Source organism: Curtobacterium sp. PhB25, assembly GCF_004365375.1.
In the GTDB taxonomy this organism is placed as follows: Bacteria; Actinomycetota; Actinomycetes; order Actinomycetales; family Microbacteriaceae; genus Curtobacterium.
In genome coordinates, this window is record NZ_SODR01000002.1 from 439,121 (window position 1) to 461,224 (window position 22,104).

The 22,104-nt window shown below is 69.8% G+C and carries 22 protein-coding genes; 14 read left to right on the forward strand and 8 right to left on the reverse strand.

The features are described from left to right. Positions 1 to 17: 17 nt before the first annotated feature. Positions 18 to 335 (reverse strand): hypothetical protein, encoded by a 318-nt coding sequence (locus EDF51_RS06655; RefSeq protein ID WP_134194262.1) that lies wholly within the window; start codon positions 333 to 335, stop codon positions 18 to 20. A gap of 35 nt (positions 336 to 370) precedes the next feature. Here EDF51_RS06655 and EDF51_RS06660 point away from each other — a divergent pair, with 35 nt between their 5' ends. The 3 genes from EDF51_RS06660 to EDF51_RS06670 are packed head-to-tail and all read left to right on the forward strand — an operon-like array spanning position 371 to position 1,834. Continuing rightward, entirely contained in the window at positions 371 to 919 is a 549-nt protein-coding gene (locus tag EDF51_RS06660) for a hypothetical protein (protein ID WP_134194264.1), read from the forward strand. Positions 920 to 921: 2 nt separating this feature from the next. Continuing rightward, on the forward strand, positions 922 to 1,365 hold the full coding sequence (locus EDF51_RS06665) for a VOC family protein (RefSeq protein WP_131847682.1): 444 nt from the start codon (positions 922 to 924) through the stop codon (positions 1,363 to 1,365). Between the two features lie 16 nt (positions 1,366 to 1,381). Continuing rightward, complete coding sequence (locus tag EDF51_RS06670) at positions 1,382 to 1,834, forward strand: GNAT family N-acetyltransferase (protein ID WP_134194266.1); 453 nt, start codon at positions 1,382 to 1,384, stop codon at positions 1,832 to 1,834. Positions 1,835 to 1,985: 151 nt separating this feature from the next. Here the strand turns inward: EDF51_RS06670 and EDF51_RS06675 are convergent, their stop codons facing one another. Next, complete coding sequence (locus EDF51_RS06675) at positions 1,986 to 3,803, reverse strand: BCCT family transporter (RefSeq protein ID WP_243650173.1); 1,818 nt, start codon at positions 3,801 to 3,803, stop codon at positions 1,986 to 1,988. 388 nt (positions 3,804 to 4,191) lie between these two features. Here EDF51_RS06675 and EDF51_RS06680 point away from each other — a divergent pair, with 388 nt between their 5' ends. The 4 genes from EDF51_RS06680 to EDF51_RS06695 are packed head-to-tail and all read left to right on the forward strand — an operon-like array spanning position 4,192 to position 9,749. Then, positions 4,192 to 5,463 carry an extracellular solute-binding protein gene (locus EDF51_RS06680; protein ID WP_134194323.1) on the forward strand — a complete coding sequence of 424 codons (1,272 nt, stop codon included), beginning with the start codon at positions 4,192 to 4,194 and terminating at the stop codon, positions 5,461 to 5,463. A 26-nt stretch (positions 5,464 to 5,489) separates the two neighbouring features. After that, positions 5,490 to 6,461 (forward strand): sugar ABC transporter permease, encoded by a 972-nt coding sequence (locus EDF51_RS06685; RefSeq protein WP_134194267.1) that lies wholly within the window; start codon positions 5,490 to 5,492, stop codon positions 6,459 to 6,461. Further along, complete coding sequence (locus EDF51_RS06690; protein ID WP_134194268.1) at positions 6,458 to 7,369, forward strand: carbohydrate ABC transporter permease; 912 nt, start codon at positions 6,458 to 6,460, stop codon at positions 7,367 to 7,369. The genes EDF51_RS06685 and EDF51_RS06690 overlap by 4 nt, the downstream gene beginning before the upstream one ends. 16 nt (positions 7,370 to 7,385) lie before the next feature. Beyond that, entirely contained in the window at positions 7,386 to 9,749 is a 2,364-nt protein-coding gene (locus EDF51_RS06695) for a glycoside hydrolase family 31 protein (protein WP_134194270.1), read from the forward strand. Between the two features lie 61 nt (positions 9,750 to 9,810). On the opposite strand, the gene EDF51_RS06700 is transcribed toward EDF51_RS06695, so the two are convergent. Further along, positions 9,811 to 10,872, reverse strand: a complete 1,062-nt coding sequence (locus EDF51_RS06700; RefSeq protein WP_134194272.1) for a LacI family DNA-binding transcriptional regulator — start codon at positions 10,870 to 10,872, stop codon at positions 9,811 to 9,813. Between the two features lie 133 nt (positions 10,873 to 11,005). On the opposite strand from EDF51_RS06700, the gene EDF51_RS06705 reads away from it, so the two are divergent. Together EDF51_RS06705 and EDF51_RS06710 are read left to right on the forward strand one after the other, a co-directional pair. Next, a complete protein-coding gene (locus EDF51_RS06705; RefSeq protein ID WP_123293869.1) occupies positions 11,006 to 12,115 on the forward strand; it encodes an acyl-CoA desaturase in 1,110 nt (369 codons plus the stop codon). Positions 12,116 to 12,131: 16 nt separating this feature from the next. After that, positions 12,132 to 12,341 carry a cold-shock protein gene (locus EDF51_RS06710; RefSeq protein ID WP_111086735.1) on the forward strand — a complete coding sequence of 70 codons (210 nt, stop codon included), beginning with the start codon at positions 12,132 to 12,134 and terminating at the stop codon, positions 12,339 to 12,341. Between the two features lie 192 nt (positions 12,342 to 12,533). On the opposite strand, the gene EDF51_RS06715 is transcribed toward EDF51_RS06710, so the two are convergent. From EDF51_RS06715 to EDF51_RS06735, 5 genes are all read right to left on the reverse strand, one after another. After that, positions 12,534 to 13,409 carry a carbohydrate ABC transporter permease gene (locus EDF51_RS06715; RefSeq protein ID WP_071252441.1) on the reverse strand — a complete coding sequence of 292 codons (876 nt, stop codon included), beginning with the start codon at positions 13,407 to 13,409 and terminating at the stop codon, positions 12,534 to 12,536. Next, entirely contained in the window at positions 13,409 to 14,368 is a 960-nt protein-coding gene (locus tag EDF51_RS06720; RefSeq protein ID WP_134194274.1) for a sugar ABC transporter permease, read from the reverse strand. The genes EDF51_RS06715 and EDF51_RS06720 overlap by 1 nt, the downstream gene beginning before the upstream one ends. Next, positions 14,352 to 15,656, reverse strand: coding sequence for a sugar ABC transporter substrate-binding protein (locus EDF51_RS06725; protein ID WP_243837084.1), 1,305 nt, complete (start codon positions 15,654 to 15,656; stop codon positions 14,352 to 14,354). The genes EDF51_RS06720 and EDF51_RS06725 overlap by 17 nt, the downstream gene beginning before the upstream one ends. Positions 15,657 to 15,781: 125 nt before the next feature. Continuing rightward, a complete protein-coding gene (melA, locus tag EDF51_RS06730; protein WP_123673548.1) occupies positions 15,782 to 17,206 on the reverse strand; it encodes an alpha-galactosidase in 1,425 nt (474 codons plus the stop codon). Positions 17,207 to 17,284: 78 nt separating this feature from the next. Next, complete coding sequence (locus EDF51_RS06735; protein WP_134194276.1) at positions 17,285 to 18,268, reverse strand: alpha/beta fold hydrolase; 984 nt, start codon at positions 18,266 to 18,268, stop codon at positions 17,285 to 17,287. A 32-nt stretch (positions 18,269 to 18,300) separates the two neighbouring features. Between EDF51_RS06735 and EDF51_RS06740 the strand changes: the two genes are divergently transcribed. From EDF51_RS06740 to EDF51_RS06760, 5 genes are all read left to right on the forward strand, one after another. Then, on the forward strand, positions 18,301 to 18,723 hold the full coding sequence (locus EDF51_RS06740) for a hypothetical protein (protein WP_134194278.1): 423 nt from the start codon (positions 18,301 to 18,303) through the stop codon (positions 18,721 to 18,723). Then, positions 18,723 to 19,349, forward strand: a complete 627-nt coding sequence (locus EDF51_RS06745; RefSeq protein WP_111086698.1) for a hypothetical protein — start codon at positions 18,723 to 18,725, stop codon at positions 19,347 to 19,349. Before EDF51_RS06740 ends, EDF51_RS06745 begins: the two co-directional genes overlap by 1 nt. Before the next feature lie 76 nt (positions 19,350 to 19,425). After that, positions 19,426 to 20,472: a GrpB family protein gene (locus EDF51_RS06750; protein WP_166673502.1), complete on the forward strand. Its 1,047-nt coding sequence runs from the start codon at positions 19,426 to 19,428 to the stop codon at positions 20,470 to 20,472. 131 nt (positions 20,473 to 20,603) lie between these two features. Then, a complete protein-coding gene (locus EDF51_RS06755) occupies positions 20,604 to 20,999 on the forward strand; it encodes a hypothetical protein (RefSeq protein WP_146249836.1) in 396 nt (131 codons plus the stop codon). Between the two features lie 47 nt (positions 21,000 to 21,046). Continuing rightward, complete coding sequence (locus tag EDF51_RS06760; protein ID WP_134194282.1) at positions 21,047 to 21,871, forward strand: helix-turn-helix domain-containing protein; 825 nt, start codon at positions 21,047 to 21,049, stop codon at positions 21,869 to 21,871. The last annotated feature ends 233 nt before the right edge of the window (positions 21,872 to 22,104 follow it).

Below are 22,104 nucleotides of genomic sequence, written 5' to 3' on the forward strand. Positions count from 1 at the left end.
CGGCTCACGACCCTCCGTTACCGGACGGGCTGTCGCGAGCGAGCGGCGCGGGTGGTCCGCCACGTCGTCACGAGGGCCGCGACGCCCATCGCGATGCCGACGACGCCGGACCCGAGGCACAGTGGCATCACGAGCCCGAGGCCGATGTTGGCACCCCCACCCTCCGGTCCGTAGTAGACGTCGAACATCAGCGCGCCGACGCCGAGGAACCCGACGGCCAGCAGCAGCGTGCTGATCAGGTGGAACGTGCGCGCGGTGGTCATGATCTGGCCCTTCGTCGAGGTGGTCGACGAATCCTCGCACGACGCCGCATCGACGTATTCCTGTCCCGGCATCTGACGGCGGTAGTGGGCGTGCGTAGAGTGCAATGGTGAGCATCAGACAACTCGACGCCATCGGGTGGGCGCAGCTCCTCGGCACCCCTGCTGTGTTCGTGGGGCTGTGGCTCATGCTGGTCGGCCTCCACTTCCCGGAGATGTCCCAGACGGTCGTCCTCGTCGTCGTGGCCGTCCTCGCCGCAGGTGGCTTCGCGCTCATCCTGGGCAGCTGGTCGCGCTTCGGCGGCTACGGCTCGTACCGAGCGATGAACCGGTGGCTGCGCGGTGGCGCCGACCCGACCGGTGTCCCGGTCGTGATCCGGAGGCGCTTCCTGCGCCGCCAGACGTCGCAGGGCGCGGTCACCGGGTGGGTCTGGATCAGCCTGGGCATCCTGTGGGCCGCGCTCGCCGTGCCGGAGGTCTTGCAGGGAGACCTGGCGGGCATCGGGCGCGGGGTCGTCGCAGCGCTGTGGGCCGTCATCGGCATCGCCCGCGTGGTCTTCATGCGCAAGTGGGGAGCCCGCGTCGACGAGCTGGTGCGCGAGACCGAAGCGCAGATGGCCGATCCCGGCGCGACACCGCACCTCGACCTGTTCCGGTGAGCATGCCCCCCGAGCCCGCACTCGTCCCCGAGCCCGCACTCGTCCCCGAACTCCTCGTCGCCGACCTGGACCGGAGCCTCGCGTTCTGGTGCGACCTGTGCGGCTTCGAGATCCGCTACGCGCGGCCCGAGGAGCGCTTCGCGTACATCGCCCTCGGCACCGCACACCTGATGCTCGAACAGGCCGGCGTCGGTCGGAACTGGATCACCGGCCCGCTCGATCGCCCGCTCGGCCGGGGCGTGAACTTCCAGATCACCGTGCCCGACAGCCGCGCGCTCGCCGCCACCCTACTCCGTGCCGGGACCGAACTCTTCATGCAGCCCGAGACGAAGTGGTACGACGTCGGGAACGAGCAGGCCGGCGTGGACCAGTTCCTCGTGCAGGACCCGGACGGGTACCTGGTGCGCTTCCAATCCTCGGCGGGACGACGCCCAGTCGCCGACTGAGCTCGTACAATCGGCCGTGCCTTCCATCCAGATCGAGAGCCCTCGCAGCGACGACGTCCTCAGCCTGCTCCGCCAGGGGGACGCCTTCGCCCTGGCCCTGTACCCGGCCGAGAACTACTACGGCCTCGACGTCGACGCCCTGGAAGCCGACGCGGTCTCGCTGTTCGTCGCTCGCGAGGGTGGCGTGGCCGTCGGCACCGCGGCACTGGTTGATCGGCGCGACGGAACCGGCGAGGTCAAGCGCATGTTCGTCACCGACGAGGCCCGAGGGCTCGGGGTCGGTCGAGCCCTGCTCCAGGCACTCGAGGCGCACGCGCACGACTTGGGCATCGAGACGCTGCAACTGGAGACGGGCTTGCCACAGGTCGCGGCGATCGCCCTGTACGAGAAGCTCGGGTACCGCCAGGTCCCGCGGTTCCCGCCGTACACCGACGACCCGACGAGCTACTGCATGGAGAAGCACCTCTGAGCCCTTCGTGTCCGGGCGAGCGCGACGCCCTGGTCGCGACCGCTGCCGGACGGGAGGCCCGTGGCGACCCCGCCACGCCTCCCTCGCAAGCTCGGTCGGCGCGGCCCACGTGCCGCTGGCGCGTCACCGCTGAGCGGTCCGCGCCACTCCGTCATCCGTCCGTCGGGCGCGGAGCGCTCTCCGCAGCCGGCCCGTCGTCCAGGCTCGCGTCGACCGCCGGGTCGGGTGACACCGCCTGCGTCCGGATCGGGAAGTCGTCGAGGGCGGTGGCGGTTGGATGCGCCGCTGACCCGCCGCGCACCCGCTTCTTGACGGCTGCCCACGGCCGACCGAACGCCGATCGCGGCGCGCGCTCTGACGGCCCCTCGACCTCGAGCCCGTAGTACGCGCCGACGTGTTCGAGCAGGACCTCGCGTTCGGCCTTGTCGTACGCCCGCCGCTCGCGGGTGAATGCGATGATCGTCGACCAGCAGGTGAGTAGCAGCACGACGCTGAAGGGCAACGCCGTGGTGATCGCCGCCGTCTTGAGAGCGTTCAGCCCGCCGCTCAGCAGCAGGGCAACGGCGAGCAGTGCCGAGACGGTGGCGAAGAAGACGCGGAGCCAGTTCTTCGGCTCGATGTCGCCGCCGGACGCGATCATCGCCATCACGAGCGACCCGGAGTCCGACGAGGTCACGAAGAACACGCCGATGAGCAGGATCGCGCCGAAGGTCAGCACCGCTCCGGCGGGCAGGTCGCCGAGCAGGGCGAAGAGCGAGCCTTCGAGGTCGACCGAGCCGTCCGAGCCGACCAGGCCACCGGAGCCGTCGGTCTCGCGGTGGATGGCGGCGCCGCCGAGCACGGCGAACCAGAGGAACGTGAGCGCGGTCGGGACGAGGAGGACGCCGAACACGAACTGGCGGACCGTTCGGCCCTTCGAGATGCGCGCGATGAAGACGCCGACGAACGGCGCCCACGACATCCACCAGCCCCAGTAGAAGGTGGTCCACGCGCCCTGCCAGGCGACGCCCTCGGCGCCCTGCTGTGCGGTGACGTTGAACGACAGGCCGACGATGTTCTGCAGGTACGCGCCGATGGACTGCACGAAGTCGCGGAGCAGGAACTGGGTCGGCCCGACGATGAGCACGAACAGCAGCAGTGCGGCGGCGAGCAGCAGGTTGAAGTTCGACAGGATCTTCATGCCCTTGGTGACACCGGTCACGAGCGACACGATGGTGACCGCGGTGATCACGGCGATGATGGCGATCTGGCTGACGATGCTGCTGTCGGCGATGCCAGCGCTCTCGAGCCCGGCGCCGATCTGGATGACCCCGAGGCCGAGCGAGGTCGCGACACCGAACAGCGTGCCGACGAGCGCGATCACGTCGATGAGGTTGCCCCACCCGCCGCGCACACGGTTGCCGAGCAGTGGCTCGAGCGCCCACCGGATCGACACCGGACGGCCGCGCCGGTGGATGGCGTAGGCCAGGGCCAGACCGAGCACGACGTAGATCGCCCACGCGTGGAGTCCCCAGTGCAGGAACGTCTGGGTGAGGGCCTGCTGCGCGAGCTCGTTCTCGGAGCCGGTGACGCCGGGGCGCGGTGAGGCGAAGTGGCTGAGCGGTTCCGAGACGCCGTAGAACACGAGGCCGATGCCCATGCCGGCGGCGAAGAGCAGCGCGAACCACGACCCGGTCGAGAACTCGGGCTCGTCCTGGTCCTTGCCGAGCTTGATGTCGCCGAACTTGCTGAAGCCGACGAACAGCGAGAAGCCGACGAAGAACGCGGCGACGAGGACGTAGTACCAGCTGAAGTTCTTGACGATGCCGTCCTGCAGGCCGACGAACATCGCCTCGGCACTCGACGGGGAGATCAGGGTGAACGCCACGAAGCCGAGCACGAGGACGGCGGCGGGCCAGAACACCCACCGCCGCACCTTCGACGTCGTCTCGACGGGGCCGGGCGGGGGAGCGGAGGTGGTGCTTGCCATGCCCTCCATGGTGCCTGCTCGCGTTCCTGTGTGTTCGCCCAGGCGTGTCGTTCGGGTGAGCGGGCAAGGCTGCACCGTGCAGCCTTGGCCGTTCCGTGCCGGGTTGCGTGCTCGGTGCGGCGCCGTAGGCGCGCACGGAGCGACCAACGGCGCACCGGGTGGCGACGTGCGCACGGTGCGCGCAGCGGTCGCGCCGGCGAGTGGCGGACGGGAGGCGCGGGGCGGGAGCGACCCGCGCCTCCCGTCCGCCTGTGGGCGTGCATACCCCGCCACGTGCGATTACAACGTTGACTTCCCGTTTACAGCGCTGTAAACAAGACGTGCGCGACGACGCGCACGAGGGAGTTGCCCGATGGTGGGAAGCAGGACCGGAACGATCAGCGCGGCCGTGAGCCGGCGGGGGTTCCTCGCCGGAGCAGCCGGCGGGATCGCGCTCGGCACGATGGCGCTCGCGGGGTGCGCGGCACCGCGCGCAGCGGCAGGGGGTGCGACCACGCTGCGCTTCTACGAGCAGAAGCAGGAGGTCATCGCCTACTTCGACGCGCTCCTGCGGCGCTTCGAGAAGGGGCGCTCCGGGTTGTCCGTGGTGCACGACAGCACGGCGGCGATCGCGCCGCAGTTCGTCCGCGGTGAGCCGGCCGACGTCGGCTGCTTCAACGACAACCTCGAACTCGCGCGCTACATCTCCCGCGGCGTGCTGAGCGACCTCGGAGACCTGCCGTCAGCGGCACGGGTCCGACCGGACATCGACACCCTGACGAACCAGTACGCCAAGTTCGAGGACCGCACGAGCGTGCTGCCGTACTCGCTCGCCGCCGCCGGGGTCATCTACAACAAGCGGATCTTCGCCGACCACGACCTGCCTGTGCCGACGACGTGGGACGAGTTCGTCGAGGTGTGCCGGACGCTCCAGAAGGCCGACATCACCCCGATCTACGCGACGGACCGCGACACCTGGACGCTGTGGCAGGGGCTGTTCGACTACTCGGTGGGCAGCCTGGTCGACACCGGGTCGTTCTTCACGAAGATGAAGGCACTCGGCACCGACGTCGGCCCGGACTCCGAAGTGTCGTTCGAGAAGGACTTCGCGGTGCCGATGGAGCGTGCGAAGACCATCTCGACGTTCTTCAACCCCGACCACGCGACCCGTGCCTACGCCGACGGAAACCTGGCGTTCGGCAAGGGCGAGGCCGCGATGTACCTGCAGGGGCCGTGGGCGCTCGGACAGATCGCGCTGGTCGACGAGGACCTCGAGGTCGGCACGTTCGCACTGCCGGTCTCGAACGACCCCGGCGACCGACAGGCGCGGGTGAACATCGACCTCGGCCTGTGGATCCCGACCGCGTCGCAGCACCCGGACGAAGCGAAGGAGCTCGTCGAGTTCCTCATGCAGCCCGAGGTCATCGACGCCTACAACCGCGACAACCTGGCCTACTCGCCGACGAAGGACGCGCCGCCGCAGCAGGACGAGCGGCTCGCCGGCCTGCAGCAGTACGTCGACGACGCCGCGTTCTACCAGGGCGCCGGCACCTTCATCCCCACCTCGATCCCGCTCGGCAACTACCTGCAGTCGGCGATCCGGAGCGGGGACTTCACCTCGATGCTGCAGCGGCTCGACTCGGACTGGCGGCGTCTCGCCGGCCGTTCGGCGACGGTCTGAGCCGGACCAGGACTCCAGGAGCCACCATGACCATGCAGACCCCGCTCTCCCGCGACACCGACCCGGCGACGTCCGGGCCGGCCACCGCGGCCGCCCGCACGCACCGCGCCGCCGGTCCGCGTCGCCCGGGCTCCCTCCGCCGGACGGAGGGCATGTACTACCTGTTCCTCGTGCCCGCCCTCATCGCGTTCACGGCCTTCGTCGTCGCACCCGCCTGCGTCGGCATCTTCTACAGCTTCACCGACTACCTCGGTTTCGGGCAGTGGAACTTCCTCGGGCTCGAGAACTACCGGGCGCTCGTGTCCGACCCGGCGATCCTCGCCTCGTACGGCTTCACCCTCGGGTTCGCCGTCGTCACCGTCATCGTCACGCAGGTCATCGCGCTGGCACTGGCGATCGCGCTGGCGAAGAAGATCCGGTTCGCCGCGGGCCTTCGATCGATCTTCGTGATCCCGATGGTGATCTCCGGGATCATCGTCGCCTACGTGTTCAACTTCCTGTTCTCGAACACCGTGCCGGCCCTGGCCACGAGCGTCGGGTTCGGACCCCTGGAGCAGAGCATCCTCGGCGACCCGAACCTGGCCTGGGTCGCGATCGTGATCGTGTCCGCCTGGCAGACCGTGCCCGGCGCCCTCCTCATCTACACCGCCGGGCTGACCTCGATCCCCGAGGAGCTGTACGAAGCGAGCTCGCTCGACGGTGCGACCGGCTGGAAGCAGCTGCGCGCGATCACGCTCCCGCTGCTCGGCGGCTTCATCGTCATCAACACCGTGCTCGGCGTGAAGGGCTACCTCGGCGCCTACGACGTCATCGTCGGCCTGACGAACGGCGGCCCGGGCAGCGCGACGAGCAGCGTCGCGATGACCATCTTCGGCGGCTTCACCGGCGGCGACTACGCCTACCAGATGGCGAACGCGACCGTGTTCTTCATCATCACCGTCCTCATCTCCGTGCTGCAGCTCGCGGCGACCCGCGGAAGGAACCTGCGACTCGCATGACCGCCATCGACACCCGCCCACCCACCGACACCCGCGCGGTGACCACCGGCGACGCGCGACGACCGGGCCGCGGACACCGGCGACGCCTCGGCGGCACGAACTGGACCCTGACCGTCGTGCTCGGACTGGCCGCGCTGACGATCCTCATCCCGCTGTACGTGACCGTCGCGATGGCGTTCAAGACGAGCGAGCAGTCCGTCGACGGCAACGCCCTGTCGCTGCCGTTCCCGTTCAACCCCGGCTCGTTCGCATCGGCCTGGGAGCTCACGCGCTTCCCCGTCTCGTTCTCGGTGTCGCTCGGCGTCGCAGCGCTCACCGTCGTCGCCACGCTGCTGCTCAGCTCGTTCGCCTCGTACGCGATCGTCCGGAACTGGCACAAGCGGTTCTTCCGGTGGTCGTTCGTCTACCTGCTGGCAGCGATGTTCCTGCCGTTCCCGGTCGTCGCACTGCCCCAGATCAAGCTGACCGCCCAGATGGGCCTCGACAACCCGATCGGCGTCGGCATCCTGCACGCCATGTTCCAACTGTCGTTCAGCGTGCTGCTCTACTCGGCGTACCTGCGGTCGATCCCGGTCGAGCTCGAGGAGAGCGCCCGCATCGACGGCGCGAGCACGTGGCAGATCTTCTGGCGGATCATCCTGCCGCTGCTCGGACCGATGAACGCCACCGTCGGGATCTTCGCGTTCCTGGCGTCGTGGAACGACTTCATGATGCCGTCGCTCATCACCGCCGACCCGACCCTGCAGACACTGCCCGTGGTGCAGAACATCTTCCAGAGCCAGTTCGGCACGAACTACAACGTCGCCTTCGCCTCGTACCTGATGGCCATGGCGCCGACGATCATCGTCTACCTGTTCGCGCAGCGCTGGGTCATCAGCGGCGTGACGCAGGGCGCGGTCAAGAGCTGAGGGGTACGACGTGACCATGACCGAGACCGCACTCCCGACCATCCGGCCGTTCCCCGGATCCGACCCGATCGCCGACCCGGCCGCCGTCGTCACCGGCGAGCACTGGCGGATCACCGTGCTGGACGCCGGCACGTTCCGCGTCGAGTGGAGCGACGACGGCGGGTTCGAGGACCGCGCCTCGACGTTCGCGATCCGGCGGCGGTTGTCGGTGCCGGCGTTCACCGTGGAGCGCGTCGGCGAAGGTGGCCTCGTCGTCACGACCGAACGCGCCCGGCTCCGCTACGACGGTCGTCCGTTCAGCCCGAGCGGCCTGGTCGTCGAGACCATCGGCCCGGACGCGAACCGCTGGCGCTGGGGGCAGGAACCCCGCGACCTCGGTGGCACCGGCCGCACCCTCGACGACGTCGACGGTCGGATGCCCCTCGAACCCGGCATCCTGGCCCGCGACGGCATCACCGCGCTGGACGACAGCGAGTCGTTCCTGTTCGAGGACGACGGCTGGATCGGCACGCGAGTGCCCGGTCGCCGCGACGTCACGGTGTTCGCCCACGGCCGCGACTTCGATGGCGCCCTCCGGGCCTTCCACCAGGTGTCCGGCGCCCCCACGCGGCTGCCCCGGTGGGCGCTCGGCAACTGGTGGAGCCGCTACCACCCGTACAGCGACACCTCGTACCTGGAACTCATGGACCGGTTCGCCGAGGAACGCGTGCCGTTCTCGGTCGCGGTCATCGACATGGACTGGCACCGCGTCGACTCCGTACCGCCGCAGTTCGGTGACGGCTGGACCGGCTACTCGTGGGAGCCGTCGCTCTTCCCCGACCCGCAGGCCTTCCTGGCGGAACTGCACCGGCGGGGGATGCGCACGACGCTCAACCTGCACCCCGCCGACGGCGTCCGGGCGTTCGAGGACGCCTACCCCGCGATGGCCGAGGCGATGGGGATCGACCCGGCGACCGAGCAGCCGATCCCGTTCGACCCGACCGACCGGCGGTTCCTGCAGGCGTACTTCGACCAGCTGCACCGACCGCTCGAGGCGCAGGGCGTCGACTTCTGGTGGATCGACTGGCAGCAGGGCAGCGAGAGCGGTCTGCCCGGCGTCGACCCGCTCTGGCTGCTCAACCACTTCCACCTGCTCGACTCGGCACGCTCGGGCGACCAGGGGATGACCTTCTCGCGCTACGCCGGCCCCGGCAGCCAGCGGTACGCCGTCGGGTTCTCCGGCGACGCCGTCGTGTCCTGGGCGTCGCTGGCGTTCCAACCCGAGTTCACCGCCACCGCCGCGAACATCGGCTACCCCTGGTGGAGTCACGACATCGGCGGCCACACCCGCGGGGTCCGCGACGACGAGCTCGCCACGCGCTGGGTGCAGTTCGGGGTGTTCTCGCCGATCATGCGCCTGCACTCCGCCAACAACCCGTTCATCCGCAAGGAACCGTGGGTGTTCCCTGCCGAGCCGCGCACCGCGATGGGGGAGGCCCTGCGCTTCCGTCACCGCCTGGTGCCCTACCTGCACACCATGAACCACCGGACCGCCGAGGGCACCGCGCTCGTCCGCCCGCTGTACCACCTGGAACCACGGCGCGACGAGGCGTACCGGGTTCCGAACACGTACTCCTTCGGGTCAGAACTCCTCGTCGCCCCGATCGTCGAACCGCGCGACCCCGTCACCCTGCACGGGACCGCACGGGCCTGGCTGCCGCCGGGGACCTGGACCGACGTGTTCACCGGCACCGTGTACGCGGGCGACCGGTTCGTCGACCTGCACCGCACCCTCGACACCGTGCCCGTGCTGCTGCGCGAGGGCGGGTTGCTGCCCCTCGCCGCCGAGGACCAACTCGACGCCACTGCGAACCCGACCGCGTTCGAGGTCCTCGTCGCCCCTGGTGCCTCCGGCTCGTTCACCCTGGTCGAGGACCAGGAGGACCCCGCCGGCGACACCGGCCGCAGTGCCGAGACCCGCCTGACGTGGGACGCGGCGCTCGCCGAGTTCCGCGTGCACGCCACCACGGGCGCGGTCGACGTCGTCCCGGCCCGTCGCGACTGGCGGATCACGTTCCTCGGCGTCCCCGCGGACGGGCAGGTCGTGTCCGCCCGTGGCGAGGACCGGTTCTCGGTCGACCTGACCGTGGAGTCGGCCACGGGCGGAGCGGTCACGTTGGCCGGGCCGCCGGTGGTCGGCGTCGACGCCCGTGAGGCCGTCCGGCGCGCCCTCGAACGCGCGCAGGCCGGCAACGCCGAGAAGCTCGCCGCGTGGGAGATCGTGTCCAAGGACCTGCCGCGTGCCGACCGGATCGTCGAGCTCGGGACCGTCGACCTGCCCGAGGCGCTGCGTGCCGTCGTCGTCGAGCTGCTGGGGAGCGTGCACCCGGGCGAGCGCTGATGCTGCGTCGAGACTCGCGCTGGGCGACACTCCTCGGGCGGATCGCCACGAGGAGTGTCGCTCAGGCCGAGACTCGGCCCTGGCCCGGCACCGGCCCGCGGTCGACCGAGCCGTCGGGGAACGGCGCGCTCTCGCCCACCAGCAGCCGGTGCCCGACCGTGACCAGCCTGCCGGGTACTTCAGAGCCGTCCATCCGCTCGAGCAGCAGGTCGAGGGCGGTGTCCGCCAGCGCGACGGTGTCCGGCGCGACCGACGTCAGGCTCGGTACCAGGCTCGACCCGAGTCCCATCGCGTCCCACCCCACGACCGCGATGTCCCGCGGAGCGTCGAGCCCGCGCAACCGCATCGCGCGCAGGACCCCGAGGGCGGCGAGGTCGTCGCGACAGAGCAGTGCGTCGACCCGGAGCCCGGCGTCGAGCGCCCGACCGAACGCGGTCTCGGCACCTGCGGCGTCACCGACCTCGCGGGGGACCAGGAGCGCGTCGTCGACGGGCAGGCCGGCGGCTGCCAGCCCGGCGCGGTAGCCGTGGAGCCGCACGCCGGAGGTGCTGGACTCCGGGCCGGTCTCGTGCCCGAAGAAGCCGATGCGCCGGCGACCGAGCGCTACCAGGTGGGCCACCGCCTGCGCCGCCGCGGCCGCGTTGTCGATGACCACCTGGTCGGAGAACTGGGGGCGGACGTCCTCGCCGAGGAAGACCACGGCGGTGTCCCCGCGGATCCGGTCGATCGCCTCGGGGGTCAGGACCTGGGGGTGGATGACGACGCCGTCGACCACCCCGGCCTCGCGACCGCGGACGGCGGAGCGCTCGCCGTCGGCCTCGCCGAGGGTCTCCTCGAGCAGCAGTTGGTATCCGCGTTGCGCGCAGACGCGGGAGAACACGTGCGCGAGCTCGGCGAAGTACGGCCGCCGGAGGTCGGGGAACGCGAACGCGAGCATGTTCGACCGGCCGGTGGCGAGCGACCGTCCGGAGACGTTCGGGCGGTACCCGAGCTCGTCGATCGCGGCCTGCACCCGGTCGCGCATCGGCGGACTGACGTGCTGGTAGCCACGCACGACGTTGGACACGGTCTTCATCGAGACGCCGGCGTGCACGGCGACGTCCTGCAGCGTGACCTTGCCCATCCGATCACCGTAGTGGGGCAGGCGGATTGTCAGGTGGAATCGCACCTTCAGGCCCTAGGGTCGCACCAAGCGCAATCGCGTGAACTACCACGAACCGGTCGAAGGGCCGGTCCGCACCGGAAGGTCGGTCCACTTGACCACCACTCCGCTCGCTCCGGGCTACACACGCACTCGTCCAGGAACAGGAAGCCCCAAGGGCACCTCGACCTACTCCGCTCTGCTCGCGCAGGTGAAGGAGAACGGACTCCTCCGCCGCCGCACCGGGTTCTACTGGTCGCTGTTCGGCACACTCATCGTCACCTTCGCCCTCGCGTGGGTCGCGTTCGCATTCCTCGGCGACACCTGGTTCCAGCTCATCGTCGCCGGCGCGCTCGGCGTGATCTTCACGCAGTTCGCGTTCCTGTCGCACGAGGCCGCGCACCGCCAGGTCTTCGCCTCGCAGAAGTGGAACGACCACGCCGGCCGCTGGCTCGGCACGTTCCTGGTCGGCCTCAGCTACTCGTGGTGGATGAACAAGCACACCCGCCACCACGGCAACCCGAACACCGTCGGCAAGGACCCCGACATCGCACCCGACGGCATCCGGTTCCTGCCGGAGGACGCCGCGGCGGTCAAGGGTCCGCTCATGACGACGTTCATGCGGTTCCAGGGCTGGCTGTTCTTCCCCCTGCTGACGCTCGAGGGCCTGAACCTGCACCGGTACGCCGTGCAGAGCATCGTCACCGGCAACGGCACCAAGGCCGACGTCAAGCACCGCTGGCTCGAGGCCGCGCTGCTCGTCGCGCGCTTCGGCATCTACCTGACGGTCGTGTTCTGGTTCCTGCCGTTCGGCATGGCCTGCGCGTTCCTCGGTGTGCAGCTCGCCGTGTTCGGCGTGATGATGGGCGCATCGTTCGCCCCGAACCACAAGGGCATGCCGACCATCGCGCACGACGCCAAGGTCGACTTCTTCTCGCGCCAGGTCCGCACGTCGCGCAACATCCGCGGCGGCTGGTGGGTCTCGTTCCTGATGGGCGGCCTGAACTACCAGGTCGAGCACCACCTGTTCCCGTCGATGCCCCGACCGGCGCTGAAGCAGGCCCGACTGCTCGTCCGCGACCACTGCGACACGCTCGAGGTGCCCTACACCGAGACGACCCTGCTGCGCTCCTACGGCATCGTCGTCCGGTACCTGAACCGGGTCGGGCTCGCTGCCCGTGACCCGTTCGCCTGCCCGATGGTCGCGCAACTGCGCATCCACTGACGCCGTGCTGTCGACCATGCCGACCGGCACCGTGAAGTGGTTCGACCACGCCAAGGGGTACGGCTTCATCCACCCCGACGACGGGTCCGAGGACCTGTTCGCCCACTTCTCCAGCATCATCGCGACGACCGGCTACCGGTCGCTCGAGGAGAACGACCACGTGCAGTACGACGTGGGCCCCGGCAAGAAGGGCCCGCAGGCGGACAACATCTCGATCATCCGCTGACGCGGACGACGGACGGGAGGCACGGTGCCAGTTGGCACCGTGCCTCCCGTTGTTTCTTTCCCATGTCCACTGCGCTGGTATGCGGAATCGGGCGTACCTGGTCGAAAGAATCGACCAGGTACGCCCGATTCGGGCAGGTACGCCGCCCGCCGTGCCGGCGCGCGCCCGCCGTGCCGGCGCGCGCCCGCCGGGCTACTTGATGCCGGTCGACGCGATGCCCTGCACGAACTGGCGCTGGAACGCCAGGAACACCACGAGCAGCGGCAGCACGGTCACGGTCGCGATGGCCATCACGGCACCCCACGGCGAACTGAACGCCGGGTTGTTCGTCAGCGTCGACAGGGCCACGGGCACCGTCAGGTTCTCGTTGCCCTGCAGCACGACGAGCGGCCAGAGGAAGTCGTTCCACCGCGTCATGAAGCCGAGGATCACGAGCACCCCGACCAGGGGGCCGCACGAGGGCAGCACTACCCGGAAGAACGTCTGGAACTCGCCGGCGCCGTCGAGTCGAGCGGCCTCCATCAGGGCGTCCGGCACCCCGAGCATGAACTGCCGGGCGATGAAGATCCCGACGACGTCGAACACGGTCGGCAGGATCACCGCCCAGGGGGAGTCGACCAGGCCGATCTTCGCGACGACCAGGAAGCTCGGCACCAGGGTGACCTGGATCGGGATCATGATCGTGACGAGGAACGCCGAGTACAGCAGCCCCCGGCCCATGAACCGGAACTTGGCGAGGGCGTACCCGGCCATCAACGACACGACGACGCTCAACGCGGTGCCGACGCTGGTGATGAGCGCCGAGTTGCCGAGCCACCGCCAGACCGGCTGCGTGCTGAACACCTGCGTGTAGTTCTCGAACGTCGGCCGCGTCGGGAACAGCGAGAACGTGCCGCTCTGCGACTGCCCGCCGGGGGTGAGCGCCGAGACGACCATCCAGTACAGCGGGAACACCATCAGGATGGCCAGGGCGGTGAGCCCGGCGACGAGCACCCAGCGACCAGGCCGGCGCCGGGAGCGGGCTCCAGCCGGACGGCGGCGGGGACCGCGGACATCGAGTACGGCCATCAGAGCATCTCCTCCGCCTTGCGGTTGGCGCGCTGCCGGAGCAGCGTGAACACGAGCAGGATCGCGACGAGCACCAGTCCGAGCGCCGCGGCGTAGCCCATCCGGGCATCGATGAACGCGGACCGGAACACGTACTGGATCAGCACGGTCGTCGAGAAGCCGGGGCCACCGCCGGTCATCACGTAGATGACGTCGAAGGCCTGCAACGAGAACACGACGTTCAGGATGAGCAGGATCGACGTCGTCGGGCGGAGCAGCGGCCAGGTGATGGTCCGGAACCGCACCCAGCGCGACGCGCCGTCGATCGCGGCGGCCTCCTTGAGCTCGGCGGGTACGGACTGCAGCGCGCCGAGGTAGATCACCATGCAGAAGCCGATCCGGGTCCAGACCACGACGACCACCAGGGTCGCCATCGCCCACCCCGGAGCGGTCAGCCAGGGCACGCGCCCCATGCCGAGCGCTTCGAGCAGGTTGTTCACGACGCCGTAGTCGCCGTTGAAGATCCACGACATGATGACGCCCACCACGACGCCGGCCGCGACCATCGGCACGAAGAACAGGGCGCGGAACACCGAGCGCCCGGGCAGCGGCCGGTTCAGGGCGACCGCCAGGGCGAGCCCGATCGCCATCGAGGTGGGCACGGTGCCGAGCGTGAACACGAGCGTGTTCCGCAGCGCCGTGCCGATGAGCGGGTCAGAGCCCATGTCGACGAAGTTCTTCCCGCCGACCCAGGTGCCGTCGCCGAGCGAGGTGCTGGAGTCCTGGAAGCTCAGCGCGATCGCCGTGATGATCGGGATGAGCGAGAAGCCGAGGAACAGCAGCGCCGCGGGGCCGATGAACACGTACGGGACGAAGCGGCCCCGGCTCCGGCGGGCGCCGCCGCCCGCAGAGGGTCCGCCGGTCGGTGGAGCGGTGGACGCCGTCGTGCGGACCGGCGCGGTCTCAGTTCGCAGTGACACTGCGCATCGCCTCCATCATCTGGTTCGAGGCCTCTTTCGGGCTCAGTTGCCCGAGCAGGCAGAGGTCGAGGTAGTCGGCGAACACCGCGTTGAGCGAGCTGAAGTACTCGCCGCTCTCGGCCTTCACCATCGAGAGCGGGATCGTCGTCCCCTGGTCGATGAACCGCTGCATCGTGTCGGTGTTCGCGGCGTACCCGATGTCCTTCGCGTCGAGGGACTTCCGGGCGGGCAGCCAGTTGCCGTCGTGGCAGAACTGCTGCATCTTCGACCGTGACGTGATCATCGCCACGAGCTCGGCCGCGAGCTCCGGGTGCTTGCTCGACTTCGTGACGGCCAGGGCGTTGCCGCCCAGGTCGCTCGCCTCGCCGACGTTCCGGATCATCGGGGCAGTACCCCAGTTGTCCGGCATGTCGGTGTCGAGCTGCGTGATCGACTCCGGGTTGTTGAGCATCATGCCGATCTGCCCGGTCAGGAACAGGTTCCGCGAGACGTCACCACCGCCGCTCTTGCTGAGGTTGCCCGTGGTCGCGAGTCCGTCGGCGTACCACTTCCGGCCGAAGGCCAGGGCGTCGATCGCCTCCGGGGTGTCCATCGACGGGGTGGCACCGTCCTCGCCGAGGAACGCGCCGCCGTTCTGGTGGACCAGCGGCAGCCACCGGTACGCCGTCTCGGGCGACGACCAGCCGTACCCGAACGCGTACTTGCCGGTGACCTGCTTGACCTCCTTCGCGACGTCGAGGAACTCGTCCCACGTCCACGCGTCGGCCAGGGCTTCCGGAGGTGTGACGCCGATCTGCTCCATGACGTCGCGGTTGTAGTAGGTGATGAAGTTGTCGGTGTGCTGGAAGACGCCGTACACGCCGTCGTCCCGCGCGCCGATCGCCCAGAACGGGTCGCTGTAGTCCTGCCGGTAGTCCGCCGGGACGGACCCCGAGATGTCGACCAGGCTGCCGTTCGCGGCGTACCGGCCGATCTGCTGCGGGGTGATCCGGATGACGTCCGGCGCCAGGTCGGCGGCGAGCCGGGTGATGAACCACTGGTGGAACTGCCCGGTGGTCACCTCGACGGCGACGCTCGTACCGGGGTGCGCTGCGACGAACTCGTCGGCGATCGCCTGGTAGCTCGTGATGTCCGTCGGGATGTTCCAGGTGGACAGGCGGATGTGCTTCGTCCCGCCGCGGCCGGTCGTGCCGCCGCCGGCGCACGCTGCCAGCGCGCCGGTCAGCGAGATGCCGGCGAGGGCGAGGAACCCCCGTCTGGCGAGCTGGGGGGATGGTCGGGTCGGCATGGTCCTCTCCTTTGAGGTCGTGGTGCCGTTCAGGTCGGCCGGGAGGCGCGGGGTGCGCACACGGGGCGCCGCGCGTCCGACGTGGGGTCGCGTCCTGGACCCGACCCCACGTCGGGCGCGACGGTTCAGACGAGCGCGGGGCGGGCCTCCCGGTCGGCCACCGGTGCCGCGGTGACCGCGTCCGCCGGACGCAACGACTCGGGGAGCAGCGCCGCGTGGGCGTGCAGGAGCTCGTCGGTCATCTCGGCGATGCGGTCGAGCGTCAGGTGCGCCGCCGTCAGCGGGTCGAGCGCCACCGCGTGGTGGACGTGCTCGACGTTGCCCGTCAGCGCAGCACGCACCGCCAGGGTCTGCACGTTCGTGTTCGTGCGGTTGATCGCCGCGAGCTGCGGCGGGAGCTCACCGAACGACGTCGGCTGCACCCCCTTGCCGTCGACCAGGCACGCGACCTCGACGCAGGCGTCGGACGGCAGGTTCTGGATGACGCCCGTGGCGTTCGGCACGTTGCCGTAGACCACCGCCGGCACACCCGTCACGATCGCGTTCACGATGCTCGCGCCGTACTCGACGCTCGGCGTCAGGTCGGCCTTGAGCTTCTCGAGCTGCGTGTCCACGTCGCCCTGCTCGTCGTGCGCCAGGCAGATCTCGTAGTAGTCCCAGCGCTCCGGGATGTACTCGAGCACCGTCTCCGGGTCCTTGCGGAAGTACGGCACGTACTCGCTGGCGTGGTGGCTCGACTCGGTCTCGAAGTACCCGAACGAGCGCATCAGCTGGGTGCGGACCTGCTCGTTGCCGCCCTCGTAGTTGCTCGCCGCGGCAGCCGCCTCGCTGTGGTCGCCGTCGTCGTCGTGCAGGTCGGACGCCGCGACGCCCCGCTGGTGCTTCGCCGTCATCACCTCGCGCAGACGCGGGTACAGGTCCTCGCCGTTGCGACGCGTGAACTCGAGGATCCACGCCTGGTGGTTGATGCCGGCGCTCACGAACTCGACCTCGTCGTACGGCACGCCGAGCGTGCGGGCCAGCATGCGGGTCGTGCCCTGCACGCTGTGGCAGAGCCCCACCGTCCGGAGCCCCTTCGCGTTGAGGAACGCCGTGGCCATCGCCATCGGGTTCGCGTAGTTGATGAACTGGGCGTCCGGGCAGAGCTCGAGGGCGTCGCGGGCGATGTCCTCGTACGCGCGGACCGACCGCAGGAAGCGGAAGACGCCGCCCGGGCCGACGGTGTCGCCGACCGCCTGGTCGATGCCGTACTTGCGGGGGATCTCGACGTCCCACTTGTACGACTCGACGCCCCCGACCTGGAACGTGATGATGACGACGTCGGCACCCGCCAGGGCCGCACGCCGGTCCGTGGTGTCGAGGACCTCGACGCCGAGGCCGTGGTGGGCGACGAGCTCGCGGGCTGCGGTCGCGGTGCGGGCGACCCGGCCCGCGTCGAGGTCCATGAGGTGCAACGTCGCGTCCTGCAGGGCGGGGAAGGAGACGAGGTCGCCGATGAGGCGGAAGGGGAAGACGAAGCCGCCGGCGCCGATGATGGTGATCTTGGTCATGTGTCGACGGTAGGAAGCGCGGGGGTGTGCGGTCCTCCGGCTTCGGACGGTGGGGTTCCAGGATCCTCGGATCGGTCGTCAGATCACGGCGGACGCCTCCGGAGCGGTCCAGGTCCTGTCGGCGTGCTGGTCGAGCGCTCGGCTGAGCACGTCGCTCTGCTCCGGACCGCCGTGTCCTTCGTCTTCCACGATCGTCAGCGTGCTCTCCGGGAGGCCAGCGTGGAGACGCCAGGCCGTCACGACAGGACCGCTGACGTCGCGCCGTCCGTGCACGAGCGTGGTGGGGATGTGACGGATCCGGTCGAGGCGTGCCAGGACCGCTTGGTCGCCGGGCAGGAAGGCATCGTTGCTCCAGTAGTGCGTCACCAGCCGTGCGAACGACTCGCGTCGCGCCGGCCCGACGTGTCCGTGCCCACGGAGCTCGGGATGGTCGAGCGAGACGTGCACGTTCTCCCAATGATCCCAAGCCGCCGCCGCGGCTTCGCGGACCCGGGCGTCCGGCGACGCGAGTTGCCGGGCGTACGCGTCCACGACGCGCTCGTCGGGGCGCCGGTGGCTCGCACGTTCGAACTCGTCCCACTCCGCGGGGAACAGGCGGCCGATGCCCTCCGTGATCCAGTCGACCTCGCTGCGACTGGTCGTGGTGACGGCCACGAGCGTGAGCGCGCGAACACGTTCGGGGTGCCGTTGCGCGTACGCGAGGGCGAGTGTGGTTCCCCACGAGATGCCCGCGACGACCCAGGTGTCGATGCCGAGCGCGGTGCGGACGGCCTCGATGTCGTCGATGAGCTGCTGCGTGGTCTGCCGAGCCAGCGCTTCGGCGAGGTCGTCTTCCGAGGTGCTGCTCCGCCCGGTTCCGCGCTGATCGATCCCCACCAGCCGGAAGCGTTCGGGGTCGAAGTGCGTGCGGTACCAGCCACTGCCGAGTGACCCTCCGGGCCCGCCGTGGAGCCAGAGCGCGGGAACACCGTCCGCGGTGCCCGATTCCTCGCAGGAGATGGACGCCCCACCGTCCACGGCGATCATGCTCGTCCGGTACGGCTCGTGCGGGGTGTACACCATCCCACCACGCTACCGACGAGTACTTTCGCCTGATGGACTTCTTCGTCGCAGGGAGTTGGCGGAACCGGGACGCGGTCGCCGAGGTCGTGGATGCGCTCGAAGGTGCAGGCGCGCAGTGCTACAGCTTCGTTCGAGCGCAGTACGACGACGAGGCGTTGGCCTTCGCAGTGCCCGGTGGCGCTGACGCAGCACGGCTCGGTGAACCTGGCATCCGGAGTCTCTTCGAACAGGACCTCGCAGCGCTCCGTTCCGCCGACCGGTTCGTGCTCGTCCTCCCTGCCGGAGCAGCGGCGCACATCGAGACCGGGATCGCCTACGGTCTCGACAAGTCCTGCTACGCCGTGGGGCCGGCTGACCGTTCGGAGACGCTCTACCGACTGTTCGAGGCCATGTGCACTGATCCGGCCGACCTGGTCCGTCACCTCGCGGTCGCCGACGCTCGGAGGGTTCGGTGATGCGCTGGCAGCAGTCACTCCTCGAGCGGCTCCGCACGGCACCGGCGGTCGGCGCGGTCCGTCCGTACGGCTCCGTCCTCACGCCCGACGAGCTGGACCGGTGGAGCGACCTCGACGTCGAGCTCGATCTCGTTGCGGACGTCGACGCGCGGACACTCCTCGGAGGTGAGCCGTGGGCGTGGCAGAGCACCCTCGACGACGGTGTGCAGCACGTTCGGACAGTGCTCGCGGACGGCCGCCGCGTGGACCTCGCGACGCGAGGCGCGACGCTCGAGCTTCCTCCGGAGCCTCCGGACAACAGTCAGCGGTTCGACCTCGCGTTGGCCGCCACGCGGCTCGGACGCGGAGCGGACGTCATCGGGCTGCACCTCGTGCTCGGGGTGGTCCGCGGGGCGCTCGTGCACAGCATGGTCCTCGCCGACCAGCGGGAGGGGACGGTGCACCACCGGTTCGGCTCCGCCACGGACCTCGCCGCGGCCGAGAGCCTGACGGCTCTGTCCGGAGCGCTGAGTCCGTCCCTCGCGTTGCGCGTCGCCTCCTTCTACTCGGAGAGCCGTGCGGCCGTCGACGAGGACTACCACCCCGACTGGCGCGGTCTGGTCGCCGTCGTCGCTGCGCGCCCCTAGCCGTCTGGGGTCTCGACGATCACGACTCGTGCGGTGGCACGACCCGGGTCGCGACGGTCGTCGTACGCTGGCGGTCGTGGACGAGTGGTGGGACGTGGTCGATGCGGGCGGTGGAGCGACGGGCACGACGTTCCGGCGAGGCGACAGCGGTTGGCCCGTCGGGTCCTTCCACCTCGTGGTCACGGTCTGCGTCCACCGCGCCGACGGGACCATCCTCGTCACGCAACGAGCTCCGACGAAGGAGTTCGCGCACGGGTGGGAGTTTCCCGGTGGCAGCGCGCTCGCCGGCGAGTCGGGGACAGCGGCGGCCTGTCGTGAACTGCGCGAGGAGACCGCCCTCGAGGTCGCGCCCGACGCGCTGCAGTGGGTCGGTCGCTTCACCGAGGACTCTGCGCTGGTGGATCTCTTCACCGTCCGGGAACCTGCCGGCTCGACCGTGCGGCCAGCTCCGGCCGAGGTGATGGCCTGGAAGTGGCTCCCCGTGTCCGAGGTGGTCGAACTCCGTCAGAGCGGCGTGATGGCGGATCCGTGGGGACCACGGTTGGACGCGCTGTGGCCAGCGGCGATGGCCACGATCCGGTCCGTGGACGAGCCTCCCGCGGTGCAGCTGGAAGCACACCACGACTCCTGGGCGACGGACTACCAGCGTGAGGCGTCGCGGCTCGTCGCCGCGCTCGGAGACCGCGTGCTCGCGGTCGAACACATCGGCAGCACGGCCATCCCGGGCCTCGAAGCGAAGCCGGTCATCGACATCGCGGTCCGGGTCGCAGTCGACACGGATCCGTTGGCGCTCGGCCCGTTGCTCGCGGCGACGGGCTACACGCAGCACCGTTCCGGTCCGAAGAACCACGGGGTGTACACCCGAGAGCGAGACGGGGCGAGGACCCACATCCTCCACGCCTTCGCCTCGGACCAGTGGGACGAGTGCAACCAACGGCTCTTCCGGGACAAACTGCTGCGCGACCCCACCGCCGTTGCGCGGTACCGGGAGGTCAAGACCCGAGCAGCGCGATCGTCGGATGGTCGTGCGTACACGGCCGCGAAGAGCCGGGTGGTGCAGCAGCTCCTCGATGAGGAACGTGCCGCCCGAGGTCTCGCGTCCGTGACGGCGTGGGACAAGTAGGCGGCGGAGCCTGTGGCAAGTCGTGAGGAGTACGACGTGCTCTGGGAACGTGCCCGTCAGCATCGAAGTGCTCCACACCGTCGAGTGAGTACCAGGACAGGCTGCTGCGCCGAAGCCGTAGGGTGGCGCTCGTGACGGCCACAGGGAGACGGAAGCGATCGGTCGTGGTGACGGTCGTGGTGACGCTCGCGGTCGTCGCGTTGCTCGCCGGTGTTCGCCTCGTGTCCCTGTTCGCGTTCGCAACCGAGGGGGATGTGCCACCCGCTTCCTCGGTCTCGCTACCCGCGGGCAGCGAGCTGATCGCGGAGGAGAAGGAGTGCGCTTCAGGTGGGTGCTGGGCCGTGCTCTCGGTCCGACCGCCCGAGGGAGTGAGTCCGCAGGATCTCGCAACGAGCTTGGGGATGACTCCGCAAGCTCGTCAGCGCGGGACACTGTGGGACCCGCGGACCGTCAACCTGAGCGCAGAAGTGGACGGAGAACTGCTGATCATCAGGGCCGACTACTGGTCTCGTGAAGCGACCCCCTGACGGAGGTCCTGTGTGGGGAGGTTGCTCGCTGACGTAGGCTCAGCAACGTGCTCGACGTGGAGACGATGGAAGCGGCGTACTGGAGCCACCGCGGCCCGGCCCCGCTCATGGCGTCCTCCCACCGGCACGACGACCTCGAGATGAACCTGGTGCTCGACGGGCACCTGGACTACCGGTTCGGCGGGGCGCCGGTCAGTGTGCACGCGGGCGAGATCGCACTGTTCTGGGGCTGGACCCCGCACCAGCTCGTGGGCGACGGCACCGGTACCGGCGAGTTCCGCTGGGTGCACATCCCGCTGGCCGAGGTGCTGGCGTGGGGACTGCCCGACCACGACCTCGGAGCGATGCTCCTGAACCGCCCGGTCGTCGTGCCGACCGCAGCTGCCGGGCGTGATGTCGAGTCCATGCTCGGGTCGTGGCAGCAGGACTTCGAGGACGACGGTGCGGAGATCATCGCCAACCTCGAGGCGCAGGCGCTCGTGCGTCGCCTGCTCCGGCACCACCGCGATGCCGTTGACCTGCGGCCCGGCGGCGGGCACGGCACCGCGGATGCCATGCACCGCGTGATCGACATGGTGCGGTTCGTGGTCGACCGGTTCCGCGAACCGATCGAGGTCGCTGAGGTCGCAGCGGCCGCACACCTGCACCCGCACTACGCGATGTCGGTGTTCCGACAGGACGTCGGCACCACGATCGTCGAGTACCTGACACGGTGCCGGGTGGCCGAGGCGCAGCGGTTGCTCGCGACGACGTCCATGACGACGTCGGAGATCGCGCACGCCGCAGGGTTCGGGTCGCAATCGAGTTTCTACGTGCACTTCACCCGTGCGTGCGGAACCGCGCCAGGTGCGTACCGAGCGCGGGCTCGCTGACCCGGCGCCTCGACGCACGAGCAACGCCCCGTCGCGAGCGACGGGGCGTTGGCCGTTCCGGTCTGCCATGCACAGCCGGAGTACGTGGGGTGTTACTTGATCTGTGCGGTGATGGTGGCGGTGCCGACGAGGAGGCCGCGCTTGACGGCGTCGGTGCCGAAGGTCTTGTTCAGCAGGCCGGCGGCGTCTTCGGAGACGTGGACGGTGGTGCCGGTCAGGATGGCGTTGTCGCC